This is a genomic window from Coriobacteriia bacterium (genome assembly GCA_013334745.1).
Taxonomy (GTDB): Bacteria; Actinomycetota; Coriobacteriia; order Anaerosomatales; family JAAXUF01; genus JAAXWY01.
The window spans coordinates 1-15,119 of sequence record JAAXWY010000022.1 but is presented as its reverse complement, the minus strand read 5'-3'; the positions used below and the strand labels follow the sequence as shown (position 1 = coordinate 15,119).

The window sequence follows — 15,119 nt, the reverse complement described above, 5'->3', positions numbered from 1 at the left end:
CACAAGACCTCGGAGGTCCCTATCTATGCCTGCTATCAAGGATCTGCGCGAGTTCATCGCGTTGCTCGAGAAGAACGGCGAGCTCAAGCGCATTGCGGCGCCCGTCGACCCGTACCTCGAGATCTGCGAGGTGACGGATCGCGTCAGCAAGGCCGTCGGCCCGGCACTCGTATTCGAGGCTCCAACCGACCATGAGACCGGCCTTCGCCACAAGATGCCTGTGGCGATCAACCTGATGGGCAGCTACGACCGCATGGCGTGGGCACTCGGTGTCGATGCCGAGACCGGCACGTGGCGTGATCTCGATGCCGTTGCCAAGCGCGTCACCGACATGCTGCCGCTCGACATGCCCGCGAGCATGAAGGGCAAGCTCGACATTCTCGTCAACCTGAAGGACCTCGCTACCGCCGGTCCCAAGGAGATCAAGAAGGCACCGTGTCAGGATGTCGTGCTGCGTGGTGACGACGTCGACCTGGGCGCGCTGCCAGTGCTCACGACCTGGCCCGAGGATGGTGGACCGTTCATCACGCTGCCGCTCGTCGTGACCCAGAATCTCAAGGGCAAGCACAATATCGGGATGTATCGGATGCAGGTGTTCGACGCCAAGACGACGGGCATGCACATCCATCAGCACCACGACGGCGCCTCGAACATGCGCGAGTGGTTCGCTGCCGGTCACGACCGGTTCCCGGTGTCGGTCGCTCTCGGGGGCGATCCGGTGACGATCTTCTCGGCGACGGCACCGTGTCCGCCCATGATCGAGGAGTACCTCTTCAGCGGCATTTTGCGCGGCGAGCCGGTCGAGGTCGTCAAGTCGATCACGAACAACATCATGGTTCCGGCGCATGCCGAGATCATCATCGAGGGCTATGTCGAGAAGGGCGAGACGAAGTGGGAGGGCCCGTTCGGGGACCACACCGGGTACTACTCGCTCGCCGACTTCTTCCCCGTGTTTCACGTCGAGTGCATCACCATGCGCCGAGACGCCATCTACCCAACGACTATCGTCGGCCAGCCGCCCATGGAGGACTGTTACATGGGCAAGGCTACGGAGCGCGTGTTCCTGCCGGCGCTCAAAGCGATCGTCCCTGAACTGGTCGACTACGATCTGCCGCTCGAAGGCGTCTTTCACAACTGCGCGATCTTCCAGATTAAGAAGGAGTACGCGGGGCAGGCCTTCAAGGTCATGAACGCTGCTTGGTCCGTGGGTCAGATGATGTTCACCAAGTACGTGATCGTGGTCGACGAGGACGTCGACTGCCATGACTACTCGCAGGTCGCCTGGCGCTGCTTCAACAACGTCGATCCAAGCCGAGACATCCTCATCTCCAAGGGTCCTCTGGACAAGCTTGACCACTCCAGCAACTTTGAGAGCTTCGGCTACAAGATGGGCATCGACGCCACAAAGCCGCTTCCCAACGAGGGTCATGACCGCGAGTGGCCCGACGCGATGATCATGTCTCCCGAGGTCAAGTCGCGTGTCGATGCCATGTGGAATGAGCTCGGTCTGTGAGTTCTCCCGTCGCCGATAAGCCCGGAAAGGTCAGGACCTTTGCCGAGCTGGTGAAGTTCGAGCACTCGATCTTCGCTCTGCCGTACGCCTTCATCGGCGCCATCTACGGCGCAGGGGTGGTTGCGTCACTGGGCGCGCCGGGCTACGAGGCCTTCCGCGCGTCGAACTCCGCGCTGCTCAACCCGTGGGTCGCTGCTGGGGGGTGGCCGACGCCGATGGCGCTCTTCTGGGTCACCGTTGCGATGGTGGGTGCCCGCAGCTTCGCATTCGCCGTCAACCGCGCGGTCGACGCCGAGATCGACGCCCGCAACCCACGCACGGCATCCCGCCCGATTCCGGCTGGCACGATCAAGCGCTGGGAGCTCTGGATCTTCTCGGCGGTGGTGCTGGTGGCCTACGTCTTCGCTTGCTTCCAGCTCGCGCCGGTCACGCACTGGCTGTGGCCGATCCCGCTGGCGTTCTTCGTGGTGTACCCGTACCTGAAGCGGTTCACGTGGTTCTGCCACTTCTGGCTGGGCATCTGCCTCGGCTTGGGCGTCACCGGTGGGTGGGCGGCGGTGGGCGCCCCACTGTCTCATCCGGCCCCTTGGGTGCTTGGCGGTGCGGTGGCGATCTGGACCGCCGGCTTCGACATCATCTACGCGACGCAGGACTACGACTGCGACGTTCGCGACGGCGTGCACTCGGTACCGGCAGACTTCGGCATCGCGACGGGGTTGGCAGTCACGCGTCTGTGTCATGTCGCGACCGTCGTGTTGTTCGGGCTCGGCGGGTACCTGCTCGGCGCCGGATGGGCGTACTATGCAGGGGTCGTGATCGCGGCGGGCCTGTTGTGGTACGAGAACGCGATCATATCGGCGGATGACATGTCGCGAGTGAACGCCGCATTCTTCAACGTAAACGGATTGGTCGCCGTCGTCGTGCTCGTAGGCGCGATCGGCGACCGTCTTGTCGGCTAGGGGAGGAAGACCCATGGGTGTGTGCACGGTCGTGGTGACCGGTGCGTCGGGCAGTGTGTACGGGATGCGTCTCATCGAGCAGCTCGTGCTCGCGGGTCACGAGGTCAGTGTGGTGTTCACTGATGCGGGGCGGGAGGTTGCGGCCTTCGAGCTTGGTTTCCAGTTGCCGCTCGATGACGCGGGGGTCGCAGCGGTGTCGCTGGCGACGTTCCTCGAACTGCCGTCTGCCGAGAGGCTTCGCGTCGCCTACCCAGGTGACCTGTTCGACCCGATCGCGAGCGGCTCGTATCGCACTGACGCCATGGTCGTGTGCCCGTGTTCGATGGGGTTCGCCGCGTCGGTTGCTGCCGGCCTGGCGAGCGACCTGCCCGAGCGCGCCGCCGACGTCATGCTGAAGGAGCGCCGCCCGCTGGTTCTCGTACCGCGGGAGACTCCGATGTCACTCATCCACCTGCGGAACCTCACCGCGTGTGCAGAGGCCGGCGCCATCATCGTGCCTGCCGCGCCGGCATTCTACGCGAAGCCGGAGTCGATCGATGACCTGGTCGGGTTCGTCGTGGGCAAGGTTCTGGACGTGCTGGATGTCGACCACGACCTGTTCAAGAGATGGGGAAGCCGATGAGCGAGGCGCCTGAGTCCGTGGTCGAGTCCGTGCGAGAGAACGACCCGAGAGGCAAGAGCAACGCGTTTGTGGGACGAGTCGCAAGCTTCACGCGGTTCTTCATCCTGATTCCGATCACAGGGCTCGCCATCGCGGCAGTCGTGATGACGGCCGTAGCCGTCCTCGACGTGTTCAAGCTCACCATGGAAGCCATCACTCACCACGCGTCGATGACGACACTCATCGTCGGGTTCATCGAAGTTGCCGACGTGTTCTTGCTCTCGGTGGTGCTCTACATCATGGGCGTCGGCCTGTACGAACTCTTCATCGACGACAACCTACCCCTGCCGAGTTGGCTCGTGATCCACAACCTTGAAGACCTCAAGGAGAAGCTCGTGGGTGTGGTCATCGTTGTGCTCGCGGTGTTCTTCCTAGGCCGTGTGATCGAGTCCGACTCGGCAATCGATGTGCTGTACCTCGGTGGTGGCATCGCGCTCATCATCGCTGCGCTCAGCTACTTCGCCAGCCGTGTGCTTGAGGGCCACAAGAAGTAGATGTGGGTCCGCGCTTGACGCGTCCGCGCGCGCAGGCGCACACTTGTTCGCGTAGGGTCTCCAGTCGTACCACAGTCGCAGTCATAGTCGCAGCATAAGGAGCAGTCATGACCCTCTCGCAGGCGCGTAAGCGCTTCCCACTCGTACCCGCCGAGATTGTGAAGTGGGCGGTCGAGAACATCCCTGACCAGCGCGACATCGAGCGTGGATTGTCGCGCCTCGAGCAGGCCAAGCGGATTCAGATCAAGTATTCCGCGTAGGCAGCGCTAGTCTGACACCGGGCCGCTCGGCCGCTTGCGCCGCAGGCTTGGGATCGTCGGACGCCGGGCACCGGGTAGTCGCGAATTGTCGAGCAACGCGATGCGCGGAATGATCCGATGCGGCTCGTAGAACTCGATGTCTCGCTCATAGTGGCGTTCGAGCTTCTCGGCCTGGCGTTGTATCGAGAACTCATTCGCACGAGCGGCTGCCGATTGAGAGTAGCCCGCTCGTCGCTCCTCATCGCCGAGGAGGGCGTCGAAGCCCCTGGCGAGGTCCTCGGGCCGACCTGGCACGATCAGCCCGTTGATGCCGTCCTGGACGAAGTCCTCGACGGCTCTGTCGCTCGCGGCGACCACGGGTAGGCCCGCCGCCATCGCCTCGCCGACCACGAGCCCCTGCGTCTCGCTCGTCGAGGCAAACGCAAAGATGTGCGCGAGGTGGTAGGCCGCCACGGTGTCGGCGCCTTCCAGATAGCCGGCGAAGACGACCCGGTCGCGCAGCGACAGCTCGGTCACGAGGGACTCAAGTTCCTTGCGATGAGGGCCGTCGCCGCATATCACGAGCTTCGCATCCTCGCACCGACAGTGCCAGAAGGCTCGTATGAGCGCTTCGACGTTTTTCTCTCGGCCCAGGCGGCCCATGAACAACGCGACACGCTCGTTGGGCTTGATGCGCAGGTGATCACGCATCGCATCGATTCTCGGCTGATCTACGTGCGCGTACTTTGCAACGTCCACACCGGTCGCGAGAATCTCGATGGTTCCCTTGACGCCCCAGTCGCGCAGATAGTCCTCAACCTTCGAGGACGGCGCAACGATTGAGTCGCAGGCGTCGCAGTACTCCCTCGAGAGGCGCTCGGCGAGCTTCTTGGTGAGCACCGTCTCCCACACGTAATGCACGTACTCCGGGTAGAGGGTGTGATACGTGTGGACGTAGGGGATCTTGTGGCGACGGGCGACGCGCAGTCCGAACAAGCCGATCGCGAAGGGATCGTGGGCGTGGACGACATCGAGCTCGACTGAGTCGAGCAGCCGCACAGCGTCAAGCGACACAGGTGCTGCGACGCGCATCTCAGGCTGGAAGACAAAGGGCACCGAGCGAAACCGTACGGTGTCGTCGGCATCGTCGGGGGTGTCCGGGGTCGGTGCGAACACGAAGACTTCGTGCCCGCGCGCCTCGAGCGCCGACTTGAACAGGCGTATCGAGGTGACGACGCCGTTGATCTGAGGCGTGTAGGTGTCAGTGAAGAAGCCGATCCTCATGCCCGCGCGATACCTCCGCAGTGTGTGGGGCGACGAATCAGTCGCTTCGCGTAGTGTATCAGCCGCGATCGAGTCAGCCGGTTGCCTGCGTCTGCCGCGAAAACACGAACGGCGGGACCGGATTGGTCGCCGCCGTACGAGATTCCGCCTGTCGGCGGGAGGTGTCTTGGAGGCGACGCCCGGATTCGAACCGGGGATAAAGGCTTTGCAGGCCTCTGCCTTACCACTTGGCCACGTCGCCGTGTGTGGCGCTTGGAAGCGCCGTATCAAGTAACGAAGGCCGGCCGTTCAGGCCCGAATTCGGAACCTTCTGACCAGCCTTCGGCGGGATCGATGGAGCGGACGACGGGATTCGAACCCGCGACCCCAACCTTGGCAAGGTTGTGCTCTACCAGCTGAGCCACGTCCGCGCGCTCGGCTAGTCTAGCGAGAGGTTGCGGTTGGTGCAAGGGTCAATGTGTGCGCCACACCCCACACCGAGATTGGGGGTTCCCATCGGCGGTAGCTTTGCTAAACTATCGTTCGCTGCCTTCGAGGAGGTGGCACAGATGGGCGATTAGCTCAGGGGGAGAGCACTTCCTTGACACGGAAGGGGTCAGAGGTTCAAATCCTCTATCGCCCACCATTTGTAATTGAAGGCCCCTTCGGGATTCCCGAGGGGGTCTTTTCGTCTGCTCATCACGTACACGACGACGTCGCGCTCTCTCTGGGCATATACAACTTGCAGATCGGTCGCTCCATGAGCGACCAGGATCGTATGGGTAGGAGGAGCCACCATGCCGGGTGGTGGAAACACCGACAGCTTCACTCAGTCGCGTCCGACGGCATCGGACCGATGTAATGGTTCCTTCGATCACTCCAATCCGAGTGACACCTCGCGCCTGGAGCGCACACGCAGGCGGATCGTGCTCGTTTTCTCGAGTGCAACCGCGGTGCTGGGGTTGGTTGCACTTCCGCTCTTCGTATACGACGTCTTCGGGCTCGGTACCCCCGACGCCCTCGAAGGCCTGCGTTGGATGGTCATCGTCGGGGCGACTCTCCAAGCATCGGTGTTCATCGCAGTGCGTCTCGGCGCACGCGTCGAAGCGGGCGCTGCGGTCACCGTAGCCGTTCAGGTCGGCAGCGCTGCGTGCGCGGCCGTCCTTCTGGTTGGCAGCTCAACCCTCGCGATGGCTGCACTGATGTTCTTGCCGGTTGCCATGATGCTGGCCAGTGCAGTGCTGTCGCGCAGGGGAGTGCAGTTCGCCGGAGCGCTGATAACGGCGGTGGTGCTCGCCATCGGAGCGTATCTCTACCAGTACCACGGACTCCTGATTGTGTTTCCTCCGCTTCTGGTTCTCGTATCCGGTGGCTTCATCGCGTTCTTCACGGCGGACACGGCGCGTGAGCTCGATGCGAGCGATAGCCGGCATCGAAGGGAGTCGGCGCGGCTGGCGATCGAGGCCAGCACAGATCCGTTGACCGGCCTTCTCAATCGCCGAGGGTTCGTGTTGGCGGCATCGACTGAGCTCGCGGCGGCTCGGAGAGAGGGCTCCGCGATGAATCTGGCGTACCTCGATGTCGACGGGCTCAAGCGCGTCAACGACCGACTCGGGCACGCGGCCGGCGACGACCTGCTCTGCGGTGTGGCGGAACTCCTGCGGGCGGGCCTGAGGTCCGCGGACATGATCGCGCGTGTCGGCGGAGACGAGTTCGCCGTTCTCGCTTGGCAAACTGCCGATGAGGATGCGGACCGATTCTCGCAGCGCCTCGCATCGTCGTTGCGAGCACTGAGGGACGTACGCGGCGCTGCAGTGCGGGTGAGCCTCGGCGTGGTTCATGTCCCGGTGGGGGATGCGAGGGAGTTCCAGGAGCTGGTGGCCGAGGCGGATACGCTCATGTACCGCGACAAAGATCGCGGAAGGCGTGCCTCGGCGCTGGACCTTTCAACCGCACACTCGTAGAAGGCTGCTGCCTACTGGGTTACCTCAGCGGTCGCGCTCGGGTCAAGCGGGTTCGTGCGCACCGCAAGTGAGAACAGGTACGGGTACTGCGACTGCAGATGCCGCACGTACTCGAGCCACTCTTCGAGCAGCAGTAGGTACACCCGCCTCACGTCGCCCGTTATGTGGGCCCGATCGGCCGGCGGAATGTCCTCGAGCGACTCACGGACCGAGAGTTCCTCGGCGAGGTGCGTGACGGCCCAGAGCAGTTCGCTGAACTCCTCGTGTTCGAGCAGCGCCTGATTGCCGAGTAGTCCCAGCACGAACCGCTTGTCGGCTTCGAGGATGACCTTGAGCTCGTGAAGATCGCACGCCGAGATGTCGATGTGCGCATGGTGCGCGCGAAGCGCGGTCCTCGCTGCGACGTAGTCGGCAGGTTTCCACGACTGTGTAGGCATCAGGCGGGTGCGAATCTCATCGAGTGCGGTATCTGCGACGACGATGCGGTCGAGGAGTCGATTGCCGAGCTCACTGAAGAACGCGCCGATGACCATGTTGAGCTTGCGCCGCATGGCTTGACGCTCGCGGTTGCGCAGCAGCCGGTCGATCACGAGCGTCACGATCGCAACCTGCAAGAAGAGGAAGGCGATGTCGCCGATGAGGAATCGCCACATCTCGTTGTGCAAGGACTGCGAGGGGAACAGACCCCAGCGCACCGCATACAGCACGCAACCGAGCGCGAGCAGCACCGCGAATAGGGCGATCTCAGAACGACGGGAGTTCAACAGCGGCCTTCCGATGTAGGATATTGCAACGACAGGATACCGCGAGTGACTGAAAGCACCCGATGGGAGCCACTGTGAACGCAGCGAAACGGTCCACACGACTTGTCGCATATCTCGGTGCCGTTGCGATGGCGGTCGTCCTGACCGGGTGCGCCCCGGCAGATCCTTCCTCGCCGGGGAGCCTTGATGGCAAGACCCTCGTCAACCAAGAGTGCGGTCGCTGCCACCCGCTCGAGCGTGTGAAGACCGCAAAGAAGGACCGTTCCGCATGGACCGCGACGGTGGGTCGTATGCGCAGTAACGGCCTCGACGTCACCAACGAGCAGGCCGCAGCGATCGTGGACTACCTCACTACGCGTGATGGTGGTCAGTAGGCGCTAGCGTCTCGCTCGGGCGTAGGGGGAGTCGGCCGGCAGCAGGAGCGTGGCAGCCTGCGGGAGTACTCGCGCGGTGAACGGTGTGAACGCATCCACGACCTCACCGTCGTACTGCATCCGAAGCGTCGGCTCAGCACTCACGCTCACCGTTCGCGCCGAGTAGACGTCGACGCCCGGTATCGCGTCACGACCCCCGGCACGATCGAAGATGCCCGCTGCGACTGCCGGCACAAGCTCGGCGATGTTGCGCGATCGGATCACGGCCACGTCGAACACGCCGTCGCGTGGATCAGCGCCCCGGGCGACCTCGATGTCAAACTGCATGCGCCCGAAGTTCACCACGAGGACGGCCATTCCGTCGGTCTCGATGTGCTCACCGTCGAGATCGATGGTGAAGTGCGAGATCGTCGGCGTCGGGTTAGCGAGTGCGCCGAGCAGATACGCTGCCGCACCCATGCTCGCCTTCATCGGACCCGCAGCGTCGACCACCGATGCGTCGTAGCCGGCACCGGCCATGATCGCGAAGCCCACACACGAGTTTGGCCGATGTTCGAGGTCGGGCGATTCGATCTCTCCGAGGTCGAACCGGACCGCGACTCCGGCGACGGTCGCCTCGGCAAGCGCCCGCGGCTCGAGGTGAATGCCGAGGTTGAGCGCGAGCAGGTTGGCGGTACCGGCCGGGTAGGGGAGTACGGGCACACCGGTGTTTCGCAAGGCGTAGCAGATAGCGGACACCGTGCCGTCCCCGCCTACTGCCACAACGACGTCAAACTCCTCCGCATCCGCCAGTGCGTCTTCGAGCGGTCGTTCGTTGTCGAAGTAGCGCAAAGCGACCTCAACGCGGTAGGCCCCAAGCGAGCGCAGGTAGTCATACAGGTTCGCATCGCTGCCGCCAGCGCGGGTGTTCACGATCACGAGCGTTCGCACGGTGCGATTCCGCCTTCCAACCCACAGACGATGATTCACTTAAGGAGTATTGATGGTACCCTTATCGAGGGTAGCCCGACCAACCGAATCGCTGCGGCGTCGGCGATCCTTCGCTTTTGTGTGGCTGGAAGGAGCCCCTGTTCCGTGTACGTCACCGATACGGCCTCGTTGCGTGAGCTAGTTGCCGAGTTGCGCACCGCGCAGGTCGTGGCTGTCGATACCGAGTTCATGCGTGAGCGGACCTACTTCGCTCGGCTGTGCCTCATCCAGCTCGGTTCCGAGTCCATTCAAGCGATTGTCGATCCGCTTGCGTGTGAGGACCTCTCGCCCCTGCGCGATCTCATCGCCGATCCTGATGTGGTCAAGGTCTTCCACGCGGGCATACAGGACCTCGAGATCTTCCACAACCTGTTTGGCACCGCCACCGCGCCCGTGTTCGACACCCAGGTCGCAGCGACGCTCGCGGGATTCCCTCAGCAGGTCGGTTACGGCGCGCTCGTGAAGGAACTACTCGGCGTGTCGTTGGACAAGGGTGACACCTACACCGACTGGTCGAGGCGTCCGCTCTCAGACACCCAGGTCGAATACGCACTCAATGATGTGCGGTACCTTCCCGAGATACATCGTCGGCTGACCGAGACGCTCGAGCGCGAGGGCCGCGTACCCTGGCTCCAGGCAGACTTCGCACGACTGGAGAACCCGGCCACCTACACCGCGGTGCCGCTTGAGCAGTGGCGGCGGGTCAAGCGGATATCCTCGCTGAACCGTCGTCAACTTGCGGTCGCTCGCGAGGTCGCGGCGTGGCGCGAGATCGAGGCGCAGCGGCGTGACGTCCCGAAGCGATGGGTGCTCGGTGACGAAAGCATCGTGGAAATCGCTCGTCGGTCGCCGACCACGGCGGCTGACGTCGGAGCGGTCCGCGGTGTCGCCGATAAGGCCGGCAAGTCGTCTCAGCGTGGAATCGCCGAAGCGGTCGTGCGCGCGCTCGCCGTACCCGATGGCGAGCTACCTTCGCTCGAGAAGCGGCGCCGGCCGCAAGGCGACATCGATGCCGCGGTTGACCTGATGGTGTCCGTGGTGCGGCTCCGGGCAAGGCATCATGGCGTCGCGATGCCGCTGCTGGCGGCGCGCGATGACCTCGAGCGTCTGGCGGCAGGCGAACGGGAGGCAAACCCTTTGCTTGAGGGGTGGCGCAAGAAGATGATCGGGGACGAGCTGGTACGGCTGCTCGACGGCGAGCTGTGCTTGAGCTTGGCCGAGTCTGCACTGGTGATCGAGGAAAGGCAGCGTGTCGATCAGCCCGACAGCTGACGGTACGTGGTGGATGAGAGGAGACGCCGTGTACTTCTACGGCTTTGACAGCGTGTGGCTTGTGCTCATGATCGTGTCCATCGGTCTCGGTCTTGGGACTCAGGCCTACATCAATTCGACCTATCGGAAGTGGAGCCGCGTCCCTCTGCCGCAGGGCATCACCGGTGCTGAGGTCGCACAGAGAGTCCTTCAGAACGGCGGGGTCGCCGGGTCCGGTGCGGTAGTCACCACAGCCGGGGCGCACCAGGGTGTTCGCATTCAGGCGATCGGTGGCAGCCTCACAGACCACTACGACCCTCGGAACAAGACACTCAACCTCTCCGAAGGCGTCTACGGCGGCTCGAGTGTTGCGGCCGCCGGGGTGGCAGCCCACGAGGCGGGTCACGCCATTCAGGACTCAACCGGGTACTTCTGGGGCAAAGTTCGCGCCTTCATCGTGCCGGCAGCGTCATTTGGATCGCAGGCGGCCTGGGTCCTCATCCTCATCGGGGCATTCCTTGGTGCCGCATCGGGTATCGGGCAGTCCATCATCTTGCTCGGTATCGCGTTTTACGCGTGCGCGGTCTTGTTCCAACTCGTGACGCTGCCGGTCGAACTCAACGCATCGCGCCGGGCACTCGCATCACTTGAGGCAACAGGCGTTCTGGCCGGCGAGCAGCTCGGTGGGGCACGCCAGGTGCTCACAGCTGCTGCGCTCACCTACGTGGCTGCGGCGCTCGTTGCCGTCATGCAGCTGCTCTACCTTCTCGGCTTCCTGCGCCGAGACTGATCAAGACACGAGATTAGAGCGTGAAGGGCCGCCATGTCGCGGCCCTTCGTGCGTCGGATGCATGTCAGTCGTGGCTGGTAGAATGGGCCAACGACGAGGGGGGACCGTGACCGAGCAGCGTGCGCTGACCGTAACCGAGGCCATGAACTGCGCAAAGGGTGCGCTCGAAGGCGTCCGAGTGCGTGTAATCGGGGAGGTCTCCGAGTTCAATGACAAGCCGGGCTACAAGGCGGCGTACTTCACCATCTCAGATGGTTCTGCCGCGATGCCGTGCCTCATGTGGCGCGACTCGTACGCTGCGAGCGGCGTAGAGCTCCGCTGCGGGATGCTGGTCGAGATGGCCGGGCAGTTCTCGGCGTACGTCGCCAAAGGACGCATGCAGTTCACGGTGCGCAGCCTGTCGCTTGCGGGCGAAGGAATGCTGAGGCAGCGCGTCGCAGAGCTCGCGCGGCGACTTGAGGCTGAAGGTCTCATGCGGCCCGAGCGCAAGCGCACGCTGCCGCGATACCCCGAGCGAATCGCGGTGGTCACGTCTCCGCGCGGAAAGGCCGTGCATGACGTGCTGCGCACGCTGCGCCGCCGCTATCCGCTGGCGGAGCTGTTGGTTGCCGGCGTGCCCGTTGAAGGCGAGGGCGCGCCTGCTGCCATCGTGGGCGGGATCGAGGCGGCGGGTGCCAGTGGTGCAGAGGTGGTGTTGCTGGTGCGCGGGGGCGGTTCCTACGAGGACCTGATGCCGTTCAACGCCGAAGCGGTCGCTCGAGCCGTCGTCGCCTGCCCGGTGCCCGTGGTCACTGGTATCGGGCACGAGCCTGATACCTCGATCGCCGACATGGTCGCTGACTTGCGCGCATCCACTCCCACCGCAGCAGCGGAGGCCGTGGCGCCCGCGCTTTCCGAGTTGCACTCGATCCTCACTCGTGAGCGACGTGGACTCGCCGGCGCTCTGCAAGGGTTGGTTCGTGACACCGCACAGCGAGTGAAGCGGCTCGCGGAGCGCCCGGTGCTGCGTGACCCGCATGCGGTCCTCGGCCCGGCGACCCAGCGTATCGACTTCGCTGCCATGCGGTTGTCGCGGGCATTGCCGGAGCGGCTCTCACGAGACACCCAGCGGGTCGAGTACCTGCGGGGACGCGTCGTGCGTGCGGCGCCGAGAATCACCGAGCGGCATGGGGCGCGCATCGGCACCATCGCCGGGCGCCTGAACAATCTATCGCCGCTCACGATTCTGTCGCGGGGGTACTCGGCGACCTTTACGGGCGACGGGTCCGAAGTGGTCAAGTCCATCGGGCAGGTCGGAGTGGGGGACGGCATCGAAGTGCATGTCAGTGACGGCACGATACTCGCCAACGTCTCAGGGAAGAGGGAGAAGACTCCATGAGTGATTCCACAAACGCCAGTCCGCAGGATCTGACGTTCGGCGAGGCCATCGCCGAGCTCGACCAGGTGGTTGCAGCACTCGAAGGAGGGACGCTCGAGCTCGAGGAGAGTCTCGCCAGGTACGAGAGGGGCGTCGCACTGCTGCGCGCCTTGCAGGCAAAGCTCGCTGACGCCCAGCAGAAGGTGACCATGCTCGTGGGCGAGCTCGAGGATGAGAAGCCGGAAGACAGCTCGGCCGCAGATTCCGCCGCAGGTGCGGCATCCGATGGCGAAGTGACTGAGATCCCGTTCTAGTCGCACCGCACCATGAGAGTCTGGAGAGGTTGACCCATGGAAGACTGCATCTTCTGCAAGATTGTGCGAGGCGAGATTCCCGCGTCGATCGTGTACGAAGACGACTCGGTGCTCGCATTCGATGACCTGTCGCCGCAGGCACCTGTACACACACTCATCATCCCTAAGCGGCATTACGCCTCACTGAGCGACGATATCTCGGCAGAGGACCTAGCGGGCGTGTTCGGCGCGGTCCAGCATGTGGCGCGTTTGAAGGGCGTGGGTGCGAGCGGCTACCGCATCATCGTCAACAGCGGTCAGGATGCGAATCAGACCGTCGGACACTTACACGTTCACGTGCTCGGGGGCCGTCCGATGGCCCACGGCATGGTCGTCTTCGCGGCCGAATAGGAGCGAACAGTGCCCACACGCGTTCCGGTGACGTTCCTGCCGGCCGATGCCACCGCATGGGTCGAGCCCGGCACGACGCTGATCGAGGCGTCACGGCGAGCCGGGGTGCTCATTGCGGCTCCGTGTGGCGGTCGTGGTGTGTGTGGCTCGTGTGGCGTCCGTGTTGTGCTCGGCGAGCTTGCGCCACCTGACGAGTCCGAGCAGATGGCACTATCTCATGCACGCGGCGGCATCCGGCTTGCCTGCCGAGCCGCAATCGCCGGCCCGGTCACGGTGACGCCTCTGATTCTGGAAGCGAATGCGGCCGTGCAAGCGCTTGGGGCAGGCGCCGACACCGTTGCGGCAGGAGTCGACCTCGGGACGACCACTATCGCTGCGATGCTGGTGGACGCCGACACGGGACGGGAACTCGCGCGGGCCAGTGTGGCCAACCCGCAGTCGACCTACGGTGCAGACGTCCTGTCGCGGCTCGGGGCATCCATCGACGGCGAGCGCGAGGCGCTGCAGGCTGCCGCCATTCAGGGCGTCGCCTCGGCGATCGCCGGCGCAGCCGGCGCCGCGAAGGTGGATCCGGCCGCGATACGCTCGGTCGCCATCGCGGGCAACAGTGCCATGGCGGTTCTACTCGAGGGCGCCGACCCATCGAAACTTGCGGTCCACCCCTTCCAGCCGCCGGTCCTGTCGGCCCACTTGGACGTGCGGGGAGCGTTGGCGCCTGAGATCGCAGCCGATGCCCGCGTTTCTGTTCTGCCGCCAATCGCAGGCTTCGTGGGCGGTGACTCGCTCGCTGGCCTGCTCGTCGGCGGGATGATCCAGGTGCAAGCTCCGACACTGCTCGTGGACTTCGGCACAAATGCCGAAATTCTGCTCGCAGGCGTGGGCTCACTTGTCGTGGCGTCTGCGGCGGCCGGCCCGGCATTCGAGGGAGTCGGCATCTCATGTGGCGGTCCGGCGGCGTCGGGTGGTGTCTCGAGCGTCAGGCTCCATGAGGACGGAGTCTTGGAGTTCGCCGTGATCGGGGGCGGAGCCCCCGAATGGCTCACCGGCTCGGGGCTGCTATCGCTGGTGGCGGAGTTGCGCCGCGTGGGGCACATCGATTCGGGCGGCGCGTTGCTGGCGCCTGGCCCGTTGGCGGACTCCTTTTCCGTGGACGCTGCGGGGGTGAAGGGGATTCGTCTCGATGCGACCGGGGGCCTGTTACTCACTCAACTGGACGTGCGTGCACTCCAGCTTGCGAAGGCTGCAGTCCGCGTGGGGATCGACTCGGTTCTTGAGGTTGCAGGCATTCGCGCGCGAGACCTTGAGAGCGTCCAGATAGCAGGAGCGTTCGGGGCCGCAATCGAGCCGTCTTGCCTGACCGCATTGGGAATCGTCCCTGCGCTCGTAGGCGACCGAGTCCGACACGTTGGTAACGCATCGCTTGAGGGTGCGGCGCTGGTAGCGCTCGATCCGTCCCTTGAGGCACTAGCGTTGGAGTCGGCGCGCAGAGCGCGACACGTCAATCTAGCGAGCTCATCAGGATTCGCGGCCGCGCTCATGCAAGCGACGGAGTTCGCACCGTACGGCTGACGTTGGTCGTGCGTCGGTGGAATCTACCCCGAGATAGCCGGAAGCCCCGGCCTTCGGGCCGAGGCTTCCTTAATCCTTCCCCCGGTGTTACCCCTGAGTCCTCTTTGGGGTCGGGCGGTCTGCCTGGGAACCGCCATATTGCGATGCCGGTCGCAAAGACCCCTTGCCGGTTTGCCGTCCGGATTCTCCGGTTAACGGCGGTGTTACGGGGAAGGGAAACTGTATTGGGGCAACTGTACACCGAACCT

At 64.2% G+C, this 15,119-nt stretch carries 16 protein-coding genes and 3 tRNA genes; 14 read left to right on the top strand and 5 right to left on the bottom strand.

Translation table 11 applies throughout. The features are described 5' to 3' along the window. Nucleotides 1–25 precede the first annotated feature (25 nt). The 5 genes from HGB10_06965 (at nucleotide 26) to HGB10_06945 (ending at nucleotide 3,887) form a co-directional block, all read left to right on the top strand. A complete protein-coding gene (locus tag HGB10_06965; GenBank protein NTU71540.1) occupies nucleotides 26–1,513 on the top strand; it encodes a menaquinone biosynthesis decarboxylase in 1,488 nt (495 codons plus the stop codon). After that, nucleotides 1,510–2,472 (top strand): UbiA family prenyltransferase, encoded by a 963-nt coding sequence (locus HGB10_06960; protein NTU71539.1) that lies wholly within the window; start codon nucleotides 1,510–1,512, stop codon nucleotides 2,470–2,472. Before HGB10_06965 ends, HGB10_06960 begins: the two co-directional genes overlap by 4 nt. Nucleotides 2,473–2,485: 13 nt before the next feature. Beyond that, on the top strand, nucleotides 2,486–3,094 hold the full coding sequence (locus HGB10_06955) for a UbiX family flavin prenyltransferase (GenBank protein ID NTU71538.1): 609 nt from the start codon (nucleotides 2,486–2,488) through the stop codon (nucleotides 3,092–3,094). After that, entirely contained in the window at nucleotides 3,091–3,627 is a 537-nt protein-coding gene (locus tag HGB10_06950) for a YqhA family protein (GenBank protein NTU71537.1), read from the top strand. Before HGB10_06955 ends, HGB10_06950 begins: the two co-directional genes overlap by 4 nt. Before the next feature lie 107 nt (nucleotides 3,628–3,734). Beyond that, on the top strand, nucleotides 3,735–3,887 hold the full coding sequence (locus HGB10_06945) for a hypothetical protein (protein NTU71536.1): 153 nt from the start codon (nucleotides 3,735–3,737) through the stop codon (nucleotides 3,885–3,887). Nucleotides 3,888–3,893: 6 nt separating this feature from the next. On the opposite strand, the gene HGB10_06940 is transcribed toward HGB10_06945, so the two are convergent. The 3 genes from HGB10_06940 to HGB10_06930 all read right to left on the bottom strand — a co-directional run bounded on the left by HGB10_06940 (nucleotide 3,894) and on the right by HGB10_06930 (nucleotide 5,560). After that, nucleotides 3,894–5,150: a glycosyltransferase family 4 protein gene (locus tag HGB10_06940; protein NTU71535.1), complete on the bottom strand. Its 1,257-nt coding sequence runs from the start codon at nucleotides 5,148–5,150 to the stop codon at nucleotides 3,894–3,896. A 167-nt stretch (nucleotides 5,151–5,317) separates the two neighbouring features. Further along, nucleotides 5,318–5,391, bottom strand: a tRNA-Cys gene (locus HGB10_06935). Between the two features lie 93 nt (nucleotides 5,392–5,484). Further along, a tRNA-Gly gene (locus HGB10_06930) sits at nucleotides 5,485–5,560 on the bottom strand. 140 nt (nucleotides 5,561–5,700) lie between these two features. On the opposite strand from HGB10_06930, the gene HGB10_06925 reads away from it, so the two are divergent. Then, nucleotides 5,701–5,775 (top strand) — tRNA-Val (locus HGB10_06925). A 151-nt stretch (nucleotides 5,776–5,926) separates the two neighbouring features. Next, on the top strand, nucleotides 5,927–7,093 hold the full coding sequence (locus HGB10_06920; protein ID NTU71534.1) for a GGDEF domain-containing protein: 1,167 nt from the start codon (nucleotides 5,927–5,929) through the stop codon (nucleotides 7,091–7,093). A gap of 11 nt (nucleotides 7,094–7,104) precedes the next feature. Here the strand turns inward: HGB10_06920 and HGB10_06915 are convergent, their stop codons facing one another. Next, entirely contained in the window at nucleotides 7,105–7,857 is a 753-nt protein-coding gene (locus HGB10_06915; protein NTU71533.1) for a hypothetical protein, read from the bottom strand. 74 nt (nucleotides 7,858–7,931) lie between these two features. Between HGB10_06915 and HGB10_06910 the strand changes: the two genes are divergently transcribed. After that, complete coding sequence (locus HGB10_06910; protein ID NTU71532.1) at nucleotides 7,932–8,231, top strand: hypothetical protein; 300 nt, start codon at nucleotides 7,932–7,934, stop codon at nucleotides 8,229–8,231. Nucleotides 8,232–8,234: 3 nt separating this feature from the next. Here the strand turns inward: HGB10_06910 and HGB10_06905 are convergent, their stop codons facing one another. After that, on the bottom strand, nucleotides 8,235–9,161 hold the full coding sequence (locus HGB10_06905; protein ID NTU71531.1) for a diacylglycerol kinase: 927 nt from the start codon (nucleotides 9,159–9,161) through the stop codon (nucleotides 8,235–8,237). A gap of 144 nt (nucleotides 9,162–9,305) precedes the next feature. Here HGB10_06905 and rnd point away from each other — a divergent pair, with 144 nt between their 5' ends. The 6 genes from rnd (at nucleotide 9,306) to HGB10_06875 (ending at nucleotide 14,871) form a co-directional block, all read left to right on the top strand. Continuing rightward, nucleotides 9,306–10,472: a ribonuclease D gene (gene rnd, locus HGB10_06900; protein ID NTU71530.1), complete on the top strand. Its 1,167-nt coding sequence runs from the start codon at nucleotides 9,306–9,308 to the stop codon at nucleotides 10,470–10,472. Nucleotides 10,473–10,485: 13 nt separating this feature from the next. Then, complete coding sequence (locus HGB10_06895; protein ID NTU71529.1) at nucleotides 10,486–11,241, top strand: zinc metallopeptidase; 756 nt, start codon at nucleotides 10,486–10,488, stop codon at nucleotides 11,239–11,241. 82 nt (nucleotides 11,242–11,323) lie between these two features. Continuing rightward, nucleotides 11,324–12,619, top strand: a complete 1,296-nt coding sequence (gene xseA, locus HGB10_06890; GenBank protein ID NTU71528.1) for an exodeoxyribonuclease VII large subunit — start codon at nucleotides 11,324–11,326, stop codon at nucleotides 12,617–12,619. After that, nucleotides 12,616–12,912 carry an exodeoxyribonuclease VII small subunit gene (xseB, locus tag HGB10_06885; protein ID NTU71527.1) on the top strand — a complete coding sequence of 99 codons (297 nt, stop codon included), beginning with the start codon at nucleotides 12,616–12,618 and terminating at the stop codon, nucleotides 12,910–12,912. Before xseA ends, xseB begins: the two co-directional genes overlap by 4 nt. Before the next feature lie 36 nt (nucleotides 12,913–12,948). After that, nucleotides 12,949–13,302 (top strand): histidine triad nucleotide-binding protein, encoded by a 354-nt coding sequence (locus tag HGB10_06880; GenBank protein ID NTU71526.1) that lies wholly within the window; start codon nucleotides 12,949–12,951, stop codon nucleotides 13,300–13,302. A 9-nt stretch (nucleotides 13,303–13,311) separates the two neighbouring features. Continuing rightward, the gene (locus tag HGB10_06875) at nucleotides 13,312–14,871 is read left to right on the top strand and encodes a DUF4445 domain-containing protein (protein NTU71525.1); all 1,560 of its coding nucleotides are present in this window, start codon (nucleotides 13,312–13,314) and stop codon (nucleotides 14,869–14,871) included. Nucleotides 14,872–15,119: the final 248 nt, after the last annotated feature.